We start from the raw sequence: 18042 nt of genomic DNA, 5'->3' as shown, positions 1-18042 counted from the left end.
CTCGGTGGCCGGGCCGGCGCGCGTACCCCGCGCGTCGGCCCGGCCACACGCCGGGTTCAGACGCTGGCGCCCGGGTCGCCCGCGAGCACCGCGTCGCCGCGGAGCAGGGCTGGCTCGGGCAGCGGCAGTTGGATCTTGTGAGCCGCCTCCCAGTCGTAGACCAGGCCGGGGCGCACCTGGGCGGCGAAGTAGTCGATCGCTGTCATCCCACCCACTACCGGCTCGTCGACCTCGGCGACCAGCTGGGCGGGGACCAGGGAGAACCCGTTCTGCAGGGCGGCGCTGAGGCGGCGGTGGCCGTCGACGACGAAGAAGTACTCGCCGGTGAACCCGATCTTCAGCGGTTCGAGGGCCTCGTCGCCGGCCTCGGCCACCCCACCGACGAAGTCGGTGTCCCACAGACCGCGCAGGGTGGCGATGTCCTCGGTCGGGTAGACCCGGGCCGGGTCCAGCAGCAGCAGCGGCGGCGCGTCGCGCAGCACCTCGGCGCCGAGCGTGCCCTCGTACGCGGCCACGATGTGCTCGATCACCTCGGTGGCGGACGCCCGGGTGGTGTCACAGATCAGGTCATAGTTGCGCAGCCGGGCCTTGTCCACCCCGTAACGGATGATGAACCGGCTGCGCTCGCTCGCGCTGCGCTCCCGGAGCTTGGCCTTGGCCTCGTCCAGGGAGGCGTAGCTCTCCGCCGGCCCGGAGGGGCGGGCGAGCACCCGGCGGGCCGCCTCGCCCGGCTCGGTGATCATGTGCACCTTGAGCGCGTCGGTGAAGAAGTGCCAGGCCAACCGGGAGTCCATGATGAGGCGCTCACCGGAGGCGGCGATGTCCCGCTGAAGCTGGTCGACGTAGCCGTCGACCGCCTGGTCGAGCTCGGCGTGCAGGTTGAGCTGCAGCGCGGTCATCTGCCGCTGCTGCGCCATCTCCCGGTACAGATCCCCCACGCTGACCCGGCGCATGCCGAGCCGCTTGGCGATCTCGACCGACACGGTGCTCTTGCCGCTGCCGAGGTCGCCGTTGAAGACGATCGATTGTCCAACGGTCACGACTGGTCCACCCCTGATCACCGGCTCATTGACATCATCGACCTCGCGCCCGACCGACGCGTTCCCGCCATCGTCCGTCGCGCCATCCCGCGACGGCTCCAGCTCGGCGCGGCTGACGCCCCCTCGCGAACTGGAGCCCGTCGTACGCCTTGGCATGACGGGCGATGCTACCACTCGGGCGCCACCGCTTTGCCGGACGCGGTGTGCGAGGGCCCCCGGCAGCGGGCGAGGTCCGCGACCGTCGGCACCGGCCGAAACGCCTCAGAACAGGCTCAGCGGATCGACCTGGAGACGAACCGGATCGGCGGCCTTGCGAGCGGCCCGGACGCCGGCGGCCGAGTGCAACGCCTCGGCGAGCGCGGCGGCCCGGGCCCGGGGCACCCGGACCAACATCCGCTCCCGGCCCTCCTCGGCCGGCACCGGCCCGAGCACCTCGGCGTCGTCCGGCAGCCGCGCCGCCGCCAGCAGGTCCGCCACCGCCTCGGCCGCTCCTGTGACGCTCGCCATCCGCACGGCCGGCGGAAAGCCCAGCTCGCGGCGCTCGGTCAGCTCCCGACCGGCGAACCAGCCGGCGTCCCAGCGCAGCAGCGCCTGCACGGGGGCGAGCGCGCCGTCGGCGACCACCACCACCCGACCGGCCGGCGCCGGGCGGGCCAGCGCCGCCGCCGCCAGCCAGCGGCGCAGTGCCTCCTCGCCGGCGCGCAGGTCGGCCCGGGTCAGCAGGGCCCACGAGTCGAGCAGCAGCACCGCGCCGTAGCCGCCCTCGGCGACCGGCTCGGCACCCGGGGTGGCCACCACCAGGGCCGCGCCACCGGGCACGTCGGTCAGCACCTCCTCGCGCCCCGAGGTGCGCACCGGCACGTCGGGGAACGCCCGGCCCAGCTCCTCGGCGGTCCGCCGGGCGCCGGTCACCGCGGCCCGCAGCCGCCGCCCACCGCACTCCGGGCAGGCGTACGCGGCCGCCACCCGGGCGCACCACCGGCAGGCCGGGGTGCCGCCGGCCGAGGGCAGCGCGAGCGGGCCGGCACAGTGCGCGCAGCGCGCCGGGGTGCGGCACTCGGCGCAGGAGATCGACGGGAGGTAGCCGCGGCGGGGCACCTGCACCAGCACCGGCAGGTCCTGGCGGAGCGCGTCGCGGGCAGCCGTCCAGGCCAGGCTGGGCAGCCGGGCGGTGGCGGCCCCGGGGTCGCGGGCCAGTTGCGGGTCGTCCCCGGTCGGCGCGATGGCCGGGATCCGGGCCCGCACGGTGGCCCGGTCGGCGACCACCTCCGCGGCCCAGCCGGTCTCCACCAGCAGCTGCGCCTCGGCCGTCCGGGCGTACCCGCCGACCAGAGCGCCGGCCTCGGCGAGGTGGGCGCGGGTGAGCAGCACGTCGCGGGCGTGCGGGTGGGGCGCCCGGGGCTCGGAGTGCAGGTCGTCACCGTCGTCCCAGACGGCGACGAGGCCGAGCCGGGCCACCGGGGCGAACATCGCCGCCCGGGTGCCGATCACCACCGGCACCTGGCCACGCCGAGCGGCGAGGAAGGCCCGGTACCGCCGGGCCGGGCCGAGCGCGGCGGAGAGGCTGACGTGCCGTCCCGGGCCGAGCACGCCGGTGAGCGCGGCGTCGAGGCGGTCGAGGTCACGCGCGTCGGGCACCACCACCACCGCGCCGCGCCCACCGGCGACGGTGGCCGCCACCGCGTCGGCGTAACGGGCCGCCCAGTCCTCACCGGGCAACGCCGACCAGACCGCGCGGGGCGCCCGGCCGTCGGCGAGCGCCCGCAGCAGGGCCGGACCGGTCGGGTAGTCGCGCCACCCGCGCGGGTCGACCGCCTCGGTGGGGGCCGCCGGGGTGGGCTGCTCGTCGCAGGGCTCCTTCTCCACCCGGGCGTGCCGGGGTGGCACGGCGAGCCGGAGCACGTCGGCGAGGCTGCCCGCGTACCGGTCGGCGACCGCTCGGGCCAGCCGGGCGACCTCGGGGGCAAGCACCGGCTCCGGGGAGACCACCTTCTCCAGGTACGCGAGGCGGCCGGTGTGCCCGGAGTCGTCGGCGCGTGACAGCAACCACCCGTCGACGAGTTGCCCGGCGAAGCGCACCTTCACCCGGGTGCCGGGCACCGCCACCTCGTCCAGCTCCGTCGGCACCAGGTAGTCGAACGGCCGGTCCAGGTGCGCCAGTCCCACATCCACGCAGACGCGCGCGACCGGCGACCCGTCCGCGGGTCGCCGGTCGCTGCGCTTGGTGGCGGTCAGGCTCCCGCGGCCGACTTGAGGTCGGCGGCCCGGTCGGTGCTCTCCCAGGTCAGGTCCGGCAGCTCCCGGCCGAAGTGGCCGTACGCGGCGGTCTGCTGGTAGATCGGGCGGAGCAGGTTGAGGTCCCGGATGATCGCGGCCGGACGCAGGTCGAACACCTCGGTGACGGCCTTCTCGATCGAGGAGACGGGCACGGTCTCGGTGCCGAACGTCTCGATGAACAGGCTCACCGGGTGCGCCTTGCCGATGGCGTAGGCGACCTGCGCCTCGCACCGCTCGGCCAGACCGGCGGCGACCACGTTCTTGGCAACCCAGCGCATCGCGTACGCGGCCGAGCGGTCCACCTTGGACGGGTCCTTGCCGGAGAACGCGCCGCCACCGTGGCGGGCGTACCCGCCATAGGTGTCGACGATGATCTTGCGGCCGGTCAGCCCGGCGTCACCCATCGGGCCGCCGATCTCGAACCGGCCGGTCGGGTTGACCAGCAGCCGGTAACCGTCGGTGTCCAGGCCGAGGCTCTCCAGCTCCGGGGCGATCACGTGGTCGCGCACGTCCGGGGTGAGCAGCGAGTCCAGCGAGATGTCGGCGGCGTGCTGGCTGGACACGACAACGGTGTTCAGCCGGACCGGGCGCAGCCCCTCGTACTCGATGGTGACCTGGGTCTTGCCGTCCGGCCGCAGGTACGGGATCGTGCCGTCCTTGCGCACCGCCGAGAGGCGGCGGGCCAGCCGGTGCGCGAGCGCGATCGGCAGCGGCATCAGCTCGGGCGTCTCCGAGCAGGCGAAGCCGAACATCATGCCCTGGTCGCCCGCACCCTGCGCGTCCAGCGCGCTCTCCGACGCCCCGGTGCGCAGCTCGAAGGCGTTGTCCACACCCTGCGCGATGTCCTCGGACTGCGCGCCGATGGAGACGCTGACCCCGCAGGAGGCGCCGTCGAAGCCCTTCTTCGACGAGTCGTAGCCGATGTCGAGGATGGTCCGGCGGACGATCGTCGGGATGTCGGCGTACGCCTTGGTGGTCACCTCACCGGCGATGTGCACCTGACCGGTGGTGATCATGGTCTCCACGGCCACGCGGCTGTGGGGATCCTCGGTCAGCAGCGCGTCGAGGATGCCATCGCTGATCTGGTCAGCGATCTTGTCCGGGTGGCCTTCCGTGACCGATTCGGACGTGAAGAGACGGCGTGTCACGGCACTCCTAAGCGTGTGAGGTCGTTCCGCGGCAGTCTAATCACCACTGCGGCCGGTGTCGGGATCGGTCGCGCCCTGTTCCACCCGTCAGGAGCGGCCGGGCAGCCGCGCCACGACGAGATCCCACACGGCGTCGGCCACAGCCTCCTTGGCCTGCTCGGGCAGCCGGCTGACCGAACCGTCCGCTCCGATGACCGTCACCGTGTTGGTGTCGGCGCCGAAGACCAGGTCCGGACCGACCTCGTTGACCACGATCAGGTCGGCCCGCTTCCGGGCGAGTTTCGCCCGGCCGTTGGCCTCGGCATCGCCGGTCTCGGCGGCGAACACCACCAGCACCTGCCCCGGTCGTTTGCGCTGGCCGAGCTCCGCCGCGATGTCCGGGTTCGTGACGAGCTCGATGGTGGGCGCGACACCGTCGTCCGACTTCTTGATTTTGCCAGTCGCGTACGTCGCGGGCCGGAAATCGGCCGGAGCCGCCGCCATCACCACCGCGTCGGCCTCGACGGCGGCCCTGACGGTCGCCTCCCGCAACTCGGCGGTGGTGCCCACCCGGATCAGGTCGACCCCGGCCGGGTCGGCGAGGCCGACGTTGGCCGAGATCACTGTGACCCGGGCACCCCGGGCGACCGCCGCGCGGGCGAACGCGTAGCCCTGCTTGCCCGACGAGCGGTTGCCCAGGAAACGCACCGGGTCGAGGGGCTCGCGGGTGCCACCGGCGGTGACGACCACCCGGCGACCGGCCAGGTCGGCGGGGGCGGAGTCGCCGCGGGCCAGGAGCCGTCCGGCGACGGCGAAGATCTCCGCCGGGTCGGGCAGCCGACCCTTGCCGGTGTCGGCGCCGGTGAGCCGGCCGACGGCGGGCTCGATGACCCGGACCCCCCGCGAGCGCAACGTCGCCACGTTGGCCACTGTGGCGGGGTGCTCCCACATCTCGGTGTGCATGGCCGGGGCCAGCAGGACCGGGCAGCGGGCGGTCAGCAGGGTGTTGGTCAGCAGGTCGTCGGCGAGGCCGTGGGCGGCCTTGGCGAGCAGGTCGGTGGTGGTCGGAGCGACCACCACCAGGTCGGCCTGCTTACCGAGCCGGACGTGCGGCACCTCGTGGACGTCGGTCCAGACGTCGTCGGCGACCGGTTGACCGGAGAGCGCGGCCCAGGTCGGCGCTCCAACGAAGCGGAGCGCCGACGCGGTTGGCACGACCCGAACCCGGTGACCGGATTCGGTGAAGAGTCGCAGCAGCTCGCACGCCTTGTAGGCGGCGATGCCGCCACCGACCCCGAGGACGATCGAGGCGGACATCGGCCAGCGGGGGCTTACGGCTGGTCGGTCGGCTCGGCGGTGAGCAGGCCCGAGTTGATCTCGCGCATGGCGATGGAGAGGGGCTTCTCCTGCGGGGTGGTCTCGACGAGCGGGCCGACGTACTCCAGCAGACCCTCACCGAGCTGGCTGTAGTAGGCGTTGACCTGGCGCGCGCGCTTGGCGGCGAAGATGACCAGCGCGTACTTCGACGTCGTCTTCTCGAGGAGCTCGTCGATCGGCGGGTTGGTGATGCCTTCGGGGTTGGCGATGGATCCCACGAATTAACCTCTGCGTCTTTCGAGCCGCGCGGACGCGGTGCTGAGTCTCAACGGCGGCCGACCGTCAGCCACGCACGCGCGACCAGGCCGGATCCGGATAAGAAGAACCGAGTAAGCCTACCAGCTCCTCGACCACCCGTTCGGTGTGGTCGTGGGTCAGCGCGTGCTCGACGGTGGCGGCCACCGTGGCGTCGGGCGCGTACCCGGGTGGGCTCAGCAACACCAGCCGGGCATCGGGCAGTCGCGCCCGGATCAGTGGGACGCCGCGCAGGTCGAGCGGGAGCAGCACCGGCTGCCCGGCGTCGAGCCGGGCGCGCAGCGGGGGGTACGGGGTGCCCCGGCGGTGCGAACCGATCCGGGACCACTCCAGCAGCTCGCCGTCGACGATCCGTCGATCGAACTCGGCGGGGGCGAGGAAGATGCGGTCCACCCCGTCGATCTCCGACTCCCGGCGCGGCCTGGTGGTTGCCGCGACCGGGATCCACACGGACGGAGAACGCGCCCGGACGAGCTCGACGACACTCTCCCTGCCGGAACCCGAAGGTCCAGCCAGGACAGTGAGCCGAGCCGCCGGGCGCGCCTCGTCATCCGTGCTCACTGCTTGTTTCTACACGCTGCCAGGTTCAGTTGGCGGCGAACTCTCCAAGCAGTGCCTTGCGCTGCTGCTCGCCGAGGCCACGCAGGCGACGGCTGTCGGCGATCTTGAGCTTCTCCATGATCTGGGTAGCCCGGATCTTGCCGATGCCCGGCATGGCCTGCAGGACGGCCGACACCTTGAGCTTGCCAACGACGTCGTCGTTCTCGGCCCGCTCGAGGACGGCACCGAGGGTGGTCTTGCCCTGCTTGAGCTGCTCCTTCAGCTGAGCACGGGCCTTGCGGATCTCCGCGGCCTTCTCGAGCGCGGCAGCGCGTTGTTCGGGGGTCAGTGACGGGAGCGGCACCAGTTCTCCTCAGGTCCCTATCGCGGCGGGCGGGGCGCACCGCCGCATCTGTGAAACGTGGTGTCGCTGTGAACCAAGGGGTCCATGGTTCCCAGCGCGGGGAAAACTAGCGGCCAACGGAGCTTTCGGCAACGTGGGGGCCGCATGATCACCGTAGAGTGACCGACCCGTCAGTCAGTCACCGGGCAGGCAGGACGGCCCGACAGTCGACCAACACGCGGTCCGCGGCGGCCCGCAGCGCGGCCACATCGGGACCTGCCGAGAGCACTTCCCGGGAGTACGACGGAAGCACCGAGGCGAGGCTCGAACCGAAGACGGTACGCAGATCGGCTGCGCCGGCACCCTGCGCGCCGAGCCCCGGAGCGAGCAGTGGGCCGCCCACACCGGAGAGGTCGTGACCGGTGTCACCGATGGTCGCGCCGACCACCAGACCGAAGCTCCCGAGCGGGGACGCACCCATGTTGAGCTGGGAAATCTCGTCGATCACGGTTTGCGCCACGGTGCGGCCGTCGGCCGTGACGGCCCGCTGCACGGCCGCGCCCTCGGGGTTGGAGGTGAGGGCCAGCACGAACACCCCGCCGCCGTGCTCGGCGGCCAGCTCGAACATCGGCGCCAGCGAACCGACCCCGAGGTAGGGGCTCGCGGTGACCGCGTCGACATACACGGGGCTGGATGGATCAAGGTACGCGGCGGCGTACGCGCTCACCGTCGAGCCGATGTCGCCGCGCTTGACGTCAAGCAGAACGAGCGAGCCGGCATCTCGTAACTGTCGGATAGTTGACTCAAGAATCGCCACACCTCGGGACCCGAACCGCTCGAAAAAGGCCGACTGAGGCTTGACTACCGCAACCCGGTCACCGAGCGCTTCCACCACGGTCCGGCTGAAGCGTTCGAGCCCCTGAACGTCGTCCGGGAGGCCCCACTGAGCCAGCAGACCGGGATGCGGGTCGATGCCCACACAGAGCGGGCCCCGCTCGGTGATCGCCCGGTGCAGCCGGGTACCGAAGCTCTCCATCGGAGTGTTCTCCTCTTCTCGTCCGGGCGGCCGACCCGCCCGGGTAACCCGTCGACCCGGTGACCGGGCCGACTCAGCCAGCCGCCACCGCCGCCGCCACCCCGGTCGCGACCCGGGCCAGGTCGGCGTCGTCGGTGACGTACGGCGGCATCGTGTAGATCAGGTCGCGGAACGGACGCAGCCACACCCCCTGGGCGACAGCGGCCGCGGTCGCCGCGCCGAGGTCGACCTCGTGATCGAGCTGGACCACGCCGATCGCGCCGAGGACCCGTACGTCGGCCACGCCCGGCGTGCCGCGCAGGGGCTCCAGACCGGCGCGCAGGCCGGCGCCGACCCTGGCGACCTGGCCGGCCCAGTCTCCGGCCCGCAGCAGCCCGATGGAGGCGTTCGCCACCGCGCAGGCCAGCGGGTTGCCCATGAACGTGGGCCCGTGCGCCAGCACGCCGGTCGCCGAGATGCCCCGGGCAACCTCCGCGGTGCACACTGTCGCCGCGAGGGTCAGGTACCCGCCGGTCAGCGCCTTGCCCACACAGAGCACGTCCGGCGTCACCCCGGCGTGCTCGGCGGCGAACATCTCGCCGGTACGGCCGAACCCGGTGGCGATCTCGTCGAAGATCAGCAGAATCCCGTGCGCTCGGGTCACCTCGCGCAGCACCCGCAGATAGCCCGGGTGGTGGAAGCGCATCCCGCCGGCGCCCTGGACGACAGGCTCGACGATCACGGCGGCCAACTCGTCGGCGTGCCGCTCGACCGTCTCCACCAGCGCCGCCACGTACGCGTCGTCGGGCGGATCGGTGAAGCCGCCCGGCGGCACCGGGGCGAACACCTGCCGGGGCAGCACGTCGCCCCACAGGTGGTGCATCCCGCCCTCCGGGTCGCAGACGCTCATCGGGTGGAACGTGTCGCCGTGGTAGCCACCCCGCCAGGTCGCCAGCCGGCGCCGCTGCGGCCGCCCGACGGCCCGCTGGTACTGCAGGCACATCTTCACCGCCACCTCGACGCTGACCGAGCCGGAATCGGCCAGGAACACGTGCTCCAGGCCGTCCGGGGTCAGCTCGACCAGGGTCCGGGCCAGCCGCACCGCCGGCTCGTGGGTGAGCCCGCCGAACATCACGTGGCTCATCCGGCCGAGCTGGTCGGTCACCGCCTCGTCCAGCACCGGGTGCCGGTACCCGTGGATCGCCGCCCACCAGGACGACATCCCGTCCACCAGCTCCCGCCCGTCGGCCAGGGTGAGCCGTACCCCCTCGGCGCCGCGCACCACGTACGGCGGGTTGGCCGGCGGCAGCGCGGCGTACGGGTGCCAGACGTGCGCCCGGTCAGCGGCCAGGATCTCCTCGGGTGTCACGCGTACTCCTCTGCGCCTCAAGCGGTCCGGACGGCGGACGTCCTGCGGCCGGATCGAACCTCCGGGCCAGCACCGGACCGGGAGCGGTCACCGGCCGGCGACCGCGTCCGGTGCCGCCGTTGCGGCCGCCGCGCGGACGGCGGCACGGACCAGGGCCGGTCCTCGGTAGATGAAGCCGGTGTAGAGCTGCACCAGGGCGGCGCCGGCGTCGAACATCCGCGCCGCGTCGTCCGGGTCCAGCACCCCGCCGACGCCGATGATCGGCAGCCGGCCGCCGGTCTCGGAGTGGACGAAGGCGACCACGTCGCGGGCCCGCCCGGTGAGCGGCCGACCGGAGAGACCACCGGCCTGCGCGCCACGCTCGACGTCGACGCCGGCGAGGCCGTCCCGCGACAGCGTGGTGTTGGTGGCGATCACCCCGGCGGCACCCCGGGCCAGGCAGACCTCCAGCAGCTCGGCGATCGCCGCCTCGGTCAGGTCTGGTGCGATCTTGACCAGCACCGGCTTCTCCCCCACCAACGCGCCGAGCAGCGCGTCCAGGTGGCCACGGTCCTGCAACGACCGCAGACCCGGGGTGTTTGGTGAGGACACGTTCACCGCGAAGTAGTCGCCGTGCCCGCGCAGCGCCCGGTACGAGGCGAGGTAGTCCTCGACCGCCTCGTCGAGCGGCGTCACCTTGGACTTGCCCAGCGAGATGCCCAGCGGCACCCCGAGCGGGCGCGGCAGCGCCGCCAGCCGGGCGGCCAGCGCGGCGGCCCCGGCATTGTTGAAGCCCATCCGGTTGACCACCGCCTCGCTGGCCGGCAGCCGGAACAGCCGCGGCCGAGGGTTGCCCGGCTGGGCGTGCGCGGTGACAGTGCCGACCTCCACGAAACCGAAGCCGAGCGCCGGCCAGGCCGGCAGCGCCGCGCCGTCCTTGTCCATGCCGGCGGCCAACCCGACCGGGTTGGGGAACCGCACCCCGAACACCGTGCGCGGCGCGTCGACCGCATAGCGGGCCCGCAGTGCGGCGAGCGCGGCCGGCCGCCGCGACAGGGCCGCCAACCGCCGCAGCGTCCACTCGTGCGCCGCCTCGGCGTCCCCGCCCCCCAGCCGGAACAACCACGGCCGTACCGCCTGCTCGAACACTGTCACTGGGCCGCCCGCAGGATGGCGTGCAGGTCCTGCAGGGGGCGGACCTGCATGTCGCCGCGGATCCGCGCCTCGATGCCCATCACCGCCGCGGCTGCGCCGGGAACCGTGGTGATGCAGGGGATGTCCGCGGTGACGGCCGCGCTGCGGATCTCGTAGCCGTCGGAGCGGGCGCTGGCACCCGAACCCTGCGGCGTGTTGATCACCAGCGCCACGTGGCCGCCGCCGATCAGCGACACCGCGTCGTCGCCCGCACCCGCCTGGTAGTGCTTACGGATCTGCTCACAGGCGATGCCGTGCCGGCGCAGCACCTCGGCCGTGCCGGCGGTGGCGACGATCTCGAAGCCCAGATCGGCCAGCCGCTTGATCGGGAAGATCATGCCGCGCTTGTCCCGGTTGGCCACCGAGACGAAGATCTTCCCGGCGGTCGGCAGCGACCCGTACGCGGCCGACTGGCTCTTGGCGAAGGCATGCCCGAAGTTGGTGTCGATGCCCATCACCTCGCCGGTCGACTTCATCTCCGGCCCGAGCAGCGAGTCGATCCCCTTGCCCGCGCGGGTCCGGAAACGCTTGAACGGCAGCACCGCCTCCTTGACCGCGACCGGCGCGTCGGCGGGCATCGTGCCCCCGTCCCCCGTCGCCGGCAGCAGGCCCTCGGCCCGCAGCTCGGCGATGCTCGCCCCGAGCGCGATCCGGGCCGCCGCCTTGGCCAACGGCACCGCCGTGGCCTTGGAGACGAACGGGACGGTCCGCGACGCACGCGGGTTGGCCTCCAGCACGTAGAGCACGTCGTCCTTGAGGGCGTACTGCACGTTGAGCAGGCCACGGACCCCGACGCCACGCGCGATGGCCTCGGTGTAGCGGCGGACCTCGACCAGGTGCGAGCCCGCGAGCGTGATCGGCGGGAGCGCGCAGGACGAGTCGCCGGAGTGGATGCCCGCCTCCTCGATGTGCTCCATCACGCCGCCGATGTAGACCTCGCCGTCGGCGTCGCACAGCGCGTCCACATCGATCTCGATGGCGTCGTCGAGGAACCGGTCCACCAGCACCGGGTGGTCCGGGGAGATGTCGGTGGCCCGGCCGATGTAGTCGCGCAGCGTCGGGTCGTCGTAGACGATCTCCATGCCTCGACCGCCCAGCACGTACGACGGCCTGACCAGCACCGGGTAGCCGATCTCGTCGGCGATCGTCTTGGCCTCGTCGTACGAGGTGGCCATGCCGTGCGCCGGCGCGCGCAGTCCGGCGCGGGCCAGCACCGCGCCGAACGCGCCGCGCTCCTCGGCCAGGTGGATCGACTCCGGGGAGGTGCCGACGATCGGCACACCGGCGTTCTTGAGCCGCTGCGCCAGCCCCAGCGGGGTCTGCCCGCCGAGTTGGACGACCACCCCGACCACACCCGGCCCGCCGGCCGCGCGACCGGACGAGTCCTCGGCGTGCCAGACCTCCAGGACGTCCTCGAAGGTCAACGGCTCGAAGTAGAGCCGGTCGGCGGTGTCGTAGTCGGTGGAGACCGTCTCCGGGTTGCAGTTGACCATGACGGTCTCGTAACCGGCCGACCGCAACGCCTGGACGGCGTGCACGCACGAGTAGTCGAACTCGATGCCCTGCCCGATCCGGTTCGGGCCGGAGCCCAGAATCAGCACCTTCGGCCGGTCCGACGGCACGACCTCGGTCTCCAGGTCGTACGTGGAGTAGTGGTACGGCGTGGTCGCCTCGAACTCGGCCGCGCAGGTGTCCACGGTCTTGTAGACCGGGCGCACGTCCAGGCGGTGGCGCAGGGTCCGTACGCCGTCCTCGGCGGCCAGCTCCGGGCGCAGCGCGGCGAGCTGCCGGTCGGACAGACCGGCCCGCTTGGCGCGGCGCAGCAGGTCGGCGTCGAGCACCGGCGCGTCGACGATCTCGGCGCGCAGCTCGATCAGCGCGGCGATCTGGTCCAGGAACCACGGGTCTATCCCGCCGGACGCCTCGGCGACCTCGGCGATCGACGCGCCGAGCCGCAGCGCCCGCTCCACCGTGTACAACCGGCCGTCGTGCGGGATCCGCAGCGCGGCGAGGGTGTCCGAGCGGGTGGCGCCCTCAGGGTCCGGAGTGGTCCAGAACCCAGATGATCGGGTCTCCATCGAGCGCATCGCCTTGTTCAGCGCCTCGGTGAAGTTGCGCCCGAGGCTCATGGCCTCGCCCACCGACTTCATCGTGGTGGTCAGCTCCGGGTCCGCGCCGGGGAACTTCTCGAACGCGAACCGGGGGATCTTCACCACCACGTAGTCGAGGGTCGGCTCGAACGCCGCCGGGGTCTTCAGGGTGATGTCGTTGGGGATCTCGTCGAGGGTGTAGCCGATGGCCAGCTTCGCGGCGATCTTCGCGATCGGGAAGCCGGTCGCCTTGGAGGCCAGCGCCGAGGACCGCGACACCCGGGGGTTCATCTCGATCACGACGATCCGGCCGTCGACCGGGTTGACCGCGAACTGGATGTTGCAGCCGCCGGTGTCCACCCCGACCTCGCGCAGCACGGCGATGCCCAGGTCACGCAGGCGCTGGTACTCCCGGTCGGTGAGCGTCATGGCCGGGGCCACTGTGACGCTGTCGCCGGTGTGCACACCCATCGGGTCGATGTTCTCGATCGAGCAGACCACCACCACGTTGTCGTGCCGGTCGCGCATCAGCTCGAGCTCGTACTCCTTCCAGCCGAGCACGCTCTCCTCGATGAGCACCTCGTGCACCGGGCTGGCGGACAGGCCGTCGCCGGCGATACGGGCCAGGTCCTCCGGGTTGTGCGCCATGCCGGAGCCCAGGCCACCCATGGTGAACGACGGCCGGATCACCACCGGCAGTCCCAGCTCGGCGACTGTCGCCTCGACCTCGTCCATCGAGTGGCAGACCCGCGAGCGGGGCACCAGCCCGGTCGGGTCGTCGACACCCAGCCGTACGCCGGCCTTCGCCACGATCTCCTTGAACAGCTGCCGGTCCTCGCCCCGGTTGATGGCGTCGATGTTCGCGCCGATCAGCTCCACGCCGTACTTCTCCAGGACGCCGGCCTCGTGCAGGGCGACGGCCGTGTTCAGCGCGGTCTGCCCGCCGAGGGTCGCGAGGATCGCGTCCGGGCGTTCCTTGGCGATGACCAGCTCCACGAACTCCGGGGTGATCGGCTCGACGTAGGTCGCGTCGGCGAACTCCGGGTCCGTCATGATCGTCGCCGGGTTGGAGTTGACCAGGCTGACCCGGATCCCCTCGCTGCGCAGCACCCGGCACGCCTGGGTGCCGGAGTAGTCGAACTCGCAGGCCTGCCCGATGACGATCGGCCCGGAGCCGATCACGAGGATGTGCTTGAGATCGGTCCGCTTAGGCATTGCTGCGCCCCTTGCTGTGGGTCCGGCCCTCGATGAGATCGGCGAATCGGTCGAAGAGGTAGTCCGCGTCGTGCGGGCCGGCCGCCGCCTCCGGGTGGTACTGGACGGTGAACGCGGGCAGGTCCACGGCCCGCAGCCCCTCGACCACGTTGTCATTGAGGCAGACGTGCGACACCTGTACGCCACCGAAGTCGGTGTCGATCACCTGGTCGGGGACGACCGCGCCGGCGCCCACACCGGGCACCTCGACGGCGAAGCCATGGTTGTGGCTGGTCACCTCGACCTTGCCGGTGACCCGGTCGAGCACCGGCTGGTTGATCCCCCGGTGGCCGTAGCCCAGCTTGTAGGTGCCGAAGCCGAGCGCCCGACCGAGGATCTGGCTGCCGAAGCAGATGCCGAACAGCGGCACCTCCCGCCGCAGCGCCTCCCGGGCCAGCGCCACCGGGGCGTCGGCGGTGGCCGGGTCGCCCGGGCCGGGCGACAGGAAGATCGCGTCGGCGCCGGTGGCGAGCATCTGGTCGATGCTCGACGACGCCGGCAGCACGTGGGTGGTCACCCCACGGGCGGCCAGCCGACGCGGCACGTTGCGTTTGATGCCCAGGTCCAGCGCGGCCACTGTGAACCGGTGCTCGCCCAGGGCCTCGACGACGTACGGCTCGGCGGTGCTCACCTCGGCGGACAGGTCCGCGCCGGCCATCTGCGGCGCCTGGCGCACGCGGGCCAGCAGGCTCTGCGGGTCGTTGTCGATGCTGGAGATGCCCACCCGCATGGCGCCCCGCTCGCGCAGGTGCCGGGTCAGCGCCCGGGTGTCCACCCCGCTGATGCCCACCACGCCCTCGGTGGCGAGGCGGTCCTCGAGACCACCGGTGGCCCGCCAGTTCGAGCCGATCCGGGCCGGGTCGCGCACGACGTAGCCGGCCACCCAGATCCGACCGGACTCGTCGTCCTCGCCGTTGACGCCGGTGTTGCCGATGTGCGGCGCGGTCTGCACCACCACCTGACGGTGGTAGGACGGGTCGGTCAGGGTCTCCTGGTAACCGGTCATGCCGGTGTTGAAGACCGCCTCGCCGAAGGTCTCTCCGACGCTGCCGTACGCCTCGCCTGGGAACGTGCGCCCATCTTCCAGCACCAGGATTGCGGGTCTGCGCTTGACCATTACTTGACAGCCTTTCCGTCCAGGACCGTCGGCTCGCCACGCAGGAAGGTCGCCACGATGCGACCTGGCAGCGTCATGCGGGCGTACGGAGTGTTGCGACTGCGACTGGCCAGCTCCGCCGGCTCGATGGTGCGGTGGGCGGCCGGGTCGATCAGGGTCAGGTTGGCCGGCACACCCGGCGCGGGGTCGACGCCGTGCCCGGTGAGGCCGGCGATCCGCGCGGGGGTGCGCGACATCCGCTCGGCGATCAGGTCCCACTCGGGGCCGAGCACGTCCAGCGCGATGGAGAGGGCCGTCTCCAGACCGAGCATCCCCGGTCGGGCGTACGCCCACTCGCACTCCTTGTCCTCCACCGCGTGCGGGGCGTGGTCGGTGGCGATCACGTCGATCACCCCGTCGGCGAGGGCGGCACGCAGCGCGGCGATGTCCGCGGCGGTGCGCAGCGGCGGGTTCACCTTGTAGACCGGGTCGTAGGTTTCCGCCCGTTCGTCGGTGAGCAGAAGGTGGTGCGGGGTCACCTCGGCGGTCACGCGTACGCCGCGGGCCTTTGCCTGGCGCAGCACCTCGACGCTGCCGGCGGTGGAGACGTGGCAGACGTGCAGTCGGCTGCCCACGTGCTCGGCGAGCAGCACGTCCCGGGCGATGATCGCCTCCTCGGCGACCGCCGGCCAGCCGATCAGGCCGAGCCGGGTGGAGACCTCACCCTCGTGCATCTGGGCGCCCTCGGTGAGCCGGGGCTCCTCGGCGTGCTGGGCGATGATCCCGTCGAACGCCTTGACGTACTCCAGGGCTCGGCGCATCAACTTCGGGTCGGCGACGCAGTGCCCGTCGTCGGAGAAGATCCGCACCCGGGCCGCCGAGTCGGCCATCGCGCCCAGCTCGGCCAGCCGCTCGCCAGCCAGCCCGACGGTGACCGCGCCGATCGGCTGCACGTCGACCAGGGCTGCCTCGCGGCCGAGCCGCCAGACCTGCTCGACCACACCGGCGGTGTCCGCCACCGGGGAGGTGTTGGCCATCGCGCAGACCGCCGTGTAGCCGCCCAGCGCGGCCGCCCGGGAACCGGACTCCACGGTCTCGGCGTCCTCCCGACCGGGCTCGCGCAGGTGGGTGTGCAGATCGACGAGGCCGGGCAGGGCAACCAGGCCGGTGCCGTCGACGACTGTGGCGTCCGGCGCGGTCAGGCCGGCACCGACCTCGGCGATCACGCCGTCGCGGATCAGCAGGTCGGTCGGCGCGGCGCCGACGACACTCACGCTGGTGATCAGGTACGCGGTCACCGGTTGTTCCCTCCGAGCAGCAGGTAAAGGACAGCCATCCGCACGGAGACCCCGTTGGTGACCTGTTCGACGATGGTGGAGCGGGGTGAGTCGGCGACCTCGGGGGTGATCTCCATCCCCCGGTTCATCGGGCCGGGGTGCATGACGATCGCGTGCTCGGGCAGCCGGCGCATCCGCGGCCCGTCCAGCCCGTAGCGGCGGGCGTACTCCCGTGCGGAGGGGAAGTAGGAGTCGTTCATCCGCTCCCGCTGCACGCGCAGCATCATCACCACGTCCACGTTCGGCAGAACGGAGTCGAGGTCGTAGGAGACGTCGGTGCCGGGCGCGAGGGCGCCCGCGATGTCGACCGGGATGAGGGTCGGCGGGCCGACCAGGGTGACCTTGGCGCCGAGGGTGGAGAGCAGCAGCACGTTAGAGCGGGCCACCCGGGAGTGCAGCACGTCCCCGACCACCGCTACCGACAGGCCGGCGAGCCGGCCCAGCCGGGCCCGCATGGTGTACGCGTCCAGCAGCGCCTGGGTGGGGTGCTCGTGGGTGCCGTCGCCGGCGTTGACCACCGACCCGTCCACCCAGTTGGCCAGGCGGTGCGGCGCGCCGGAGGCGGGGTGTCGGATGACCACGGCGTCCGCGCCCATGGCCTGCAGGGTCAACGCGGTGTCCTTCAGGCTCTCACCCTTGGTGACGCTGGACCCCTTCGCGGAAAAGTTGATCACGTCGGCGCTGAGCCGCTTCGCCGCCGCCTCGAAGGAGATCCGGGTACGCGTGGAGTCCTCGTAGAAGAGGTTCACCACGGTCCGTCCGCGCAGCGCGGGAAGCTTCTTGATCTCCCGGCCGGCGACGGTGGCCATCTCGGCGGCGGTGTCCAGGATCTCGGTGGCGGTGTCGGCGTCCAGGTCCCCGCCGGAGAGCAGATGCTTGATCATGAGGCAGGTCCCCCGTAGAGCTTGACCTCGTCCGTCCCGTCGATCTCGGCGAGCGTCACCTTGACGCTCTCGGCGAGCGAGGTCGGGATGTTCTTGCCGACGTAGTCGGCGCGGATCGGCAACTCCCGGTGGCCCCGGTCGACCAGGACGGCGAGCTGCACCGAGGCCGGGCGGCCCACGTCGTTGAGCGCGTCGAGCGCGGCCCGGACGGTGCGGCCGGAGAAGAGCACGTCGTCGACCAGGATGACCCGTTTGCCGTCGATCCCGCCGGGAGGCAGCTCGGTCGGACCAACCGCGCGGGTGGCGTGCCGACGGAGGTCGTCGCGGTACAGGGTGATGTCGAGCACACCGACCGGAACGGCGACGTCCTCGAAGGTGCTGATCCGGTCGGCGAGCCGCCGGGCGAGGGGGGTGCCCCGGGTGGGAATCCCCAGCAGCACCGTGTTGGCGGCGCCTTGGGTCTTCTCCAGGATCTGGTGGGCGATGCGGTCGACCACGCGCTGCACGTCGGCGCTGGCGAGGATCACCTTCACCGAGGGTTGTTGCGGTGGTGACGAGCGGGCAGCCTGTGGGTATGCCACGGCGGACCTCCTTCCCCGCCTCACGGGACGGGTCGTTAAAGGATGTCGGGCACCTCCGGCCGGACCGCTCAGCGGACCTGGGCCGGGGCTTCCGCCACGTTACCAGTGGTCACCGGGGTGATGGACGGCGGCCGCTGACCACCGGGTCAGGCACTGGAAAAGGAGAAAACTCCCCGGACGCTCCGCAACGGTAGGGGCACGACCACTTGACCACGTGTCGCATTCCCCGTACCGTCACGCTCCGTAGCGATCGACGGGAGAACCCCGAGCAGCACTGGGAGTGT

General features: G+C 72.3%; 15 protein-coding genes. All 15 read right to left on the bottom strand.

The window, feature by feature from the left end; genetic code table 11:
• Positions 1 to 56: 56 nt before the first annotated feature.
• The 15 genes from FB453_RS30100 to pyrR all read right to left on the bottom strand — a co-directional run bounded on the left by FB453_RS30100 (position 57) and on the right by pyrR (position 17758).
• Positions 57 to 1040 (bottom strand): AAA family ATPase, encoded by a 984-nt coding sequence (locus FB453_RS30100; protein ID WP_112604931.1) that lies wholly within the window; start codon positions 1038 to 1040, stop codon positions 57 to 59.
• Between the two features lie 261 nt (positions 1041 to 1301).
• Positions 1302 to 3275: a primosomal protein N' gene (locus FB453_RS30095; RefSeq protein ID WP_145795690.1), complete on the bottom strand. Its 1974-nt coding sequence runs from the start codon at positions 3273 to 3275 to the stop codon at positions 1302 to 1304.
• A complete protein-coding gene (gene metK, locus FB453_RS30090) occupies positions 3272 to 4465 on the bottom strand; it encodes a methionine adenosyltransferase (RefSeq protein ID WP_091401916.1) in 1194 nt (397 codons plus the stop codon). The genes FB453_RS30095 and metK overlap by 4 nt, the downstream gene beginning before the upstream one ends.
• Before the next feature lie 87 nt (positions 4466 to 4552).
• Positions 4553 to 5761: a bifunctional phosphopantothenoylcysteine decarboxylase/phosphopantothenate--cysteine ligase CoaBC gene (coaBC, locus tag FB453_RS30085; RefSeq protein WP_145795603.1), complete on the bottom strand. Its 1209-nt coding sequence runs from the start codon at positions 5759 to 5761 to the stop codon at positions 4553 to 4555.
• A 14-nt stretch (positions 5762 to 5775) separates the two neighbouring features.
• A complete protein-coding gene (gene rpoZ / locus FB453_RS30080) occupies positions 5776 to 6039 on the bottom strand; it encodes a DNA-directed RNA polymerase subunit omega (protein WP_030335666.1) in 264 nt (87 codons plus the stop codon).
• A gap of 64 nt (positions 6040 to 6103) precedes the next feature.
• The gene (locus tag FB453_RS30075) at positions 6104 to 6637 is read right to left on the bottom strand and encodes a nucleoside/nucleotide kinase family protein (protein WP_112726818.1); all 534 of its coding nucleotides are present in this window, start codon (positions 6635 to 6637) and stop codon (positions 6104 to 6106) included.
• Positions 6638 to 6662: 25 nt separating this feature from the next.
• On the bottom strand, positions 6663 to 6980 hold the full coding sequence (gene mihF, locus FB453_RS30070) for an integration host factor, actinobacterial type (RefSeq protein WP_112584585.1): 318 nt from the start codon (positions 6978 to 6980) through the stop codon (positions 6663 to 6665).
• A gap of 178 nt (positions 6981 to 7158) precedes the next feature.
• A complete protein-coding gene (gene pyrF, locus FB453_RS30065; RefSeq protein ID WP_112584584.1) occupies positions 7159 to 7995 on the bottom strand; it encodes an orotidine-5'-phosphate decarboxylase in 837 nt (278 codons plus the stop codon).
• A 73-nt stretch (positions 7996 to 8068) separates the two neighbouring features.
• A complete protein-coding gene (locus FB453_RS30060) occupies positions 8069 to 9343 on the bottom strand; it encodes an adenosylmethionine--8-amino-7-oxononanoate transaminase (protein WP_145795601.1) in 1275 nt (424 codons plus the stop codon).
• Between the two features lie 87 nt (positions 9344 to 9430).
• Positions 9431 to 10477: a quinone-dependent dihydroorotate dehydrogenase gene (locus FB453_RS30055; protein ID WP_145795599.1), complete on the bottom strand. Its 1047-nt coding sequence runs from the start codon at positions 10475 to 10477 to the stop codon at positions 9431 to 9433.
• Positions 10474 to 13821, bottom strand: a complete 3348-nt coding sequence (carB, locus tag FB453_RS30050) for a carbamoyl-phosphate synthase large subunit (protein WP_145795596.1) — start codon at positions 13819 to 13821, stop codon at positions 10474 to 10476. The genes FB453_RS30055 and carB overlap by 4 nt, the downstream gene beginning before the upstream one ends.
• Complete coding sequence (gene carA, locus FB453_RS30045) at positions 13814 to 14977, bottom strand: glutamine-hydrolyzing carbamoyl-phosphate synthase small subunit (RefSeq protein ID WP_145795594.1); 1164 nt, start codon at positions 14975 to 14977, stop codon at positions 13814 to 13816. Before carA ends, carB begins: the two co-directional genes overlap by 8 nt.
• Complete coding sequence (locus FB453_RS30040) at positions 14977 to 16254, bottom strand: dihydroorotase (protein WP_145795592.1); 1278 nt, start codon at positions 16252 to 16254, stop codon at positions 14977 to 14979. The genes carA and FB453_RS30040 overlap by 1 nt, the downstream gene beginning before the upstream one ends.
• Positions 16251 to 17177 (bottom strand): aspartate carbamoyltransferase catalytic subunit, encoded by a 927-nt coding sequence (locus tag FB453_RS30035; RefSeq protein ID WP_091401900.1) that lies wholly within the window; start codon positions 17175 to 17177, stop codon positions 16251 to 16253. Before FB453_RS30035 ends, FB453_RS30040 begins: the two co-directional genes overlap by 4 nt.
• Positions 17174 to 17758, bottom strand: coding sequence for a bifunctional pyr operon transcriptional regulator/uracil phosphoribosyltransferase PyrR (pyrR, locus tag FB453_RS30030; protein ID WP_145795590.1), 585 nt, complete (start codon positions 17756 to 17758; stop codon positions 17174 to 17176). Before pyrR ends, FB453_RS30035 begins: the two co-directional genes overlap by 4 nt.
• Positions 17759 to 18042 lie beyond the last annotated feature (284 nt).

The organism is Micromonospora sp. CNZ322, assembly GCF_007827755.1.
This window is presented reverse-complemented; position numbering and strand designations above follow the sequence as displayed.

Excerpts from the sequence above, each read along its gene's own strand:
- FB453_RS30035 (WP_091401900.1), bottom strand. The coding sequence starts at position 17,177 with ATGATCAAGCATCTGCTCTCCGGCGGGGACCTGGACGCCGACACCGCC.
- pyrF (WP_112584584.1), bottom strand. The coding sequence starts at position 7,995 with ATGGAGAGCTTCGGTACCCGGCTGCACCGGGCGATCACCGAGCGGGGC.
- carA (WP_145795594.1), bottom strand. The coding sequence starts at position 14,977 with ATGGTCAAGCGCAGACCCGCAATCCTGGTGCTGGAAGATGGGCGCACG.
- carB (WP_145795596.1), bottom strand. The coding sequence starts at position 13,821 with ATGCCTAAGCGGACCGATCTCAAGCACATCCTCGTGATCGGCTCCGGG.
- coaBC (WP_145795603.1), bottom strand. The coding sequence starts at position 5,761 with ATGTCCGCCTCGATCGTCCTCGGGGTCGGTGGCGGCATCGCCGCCTAC.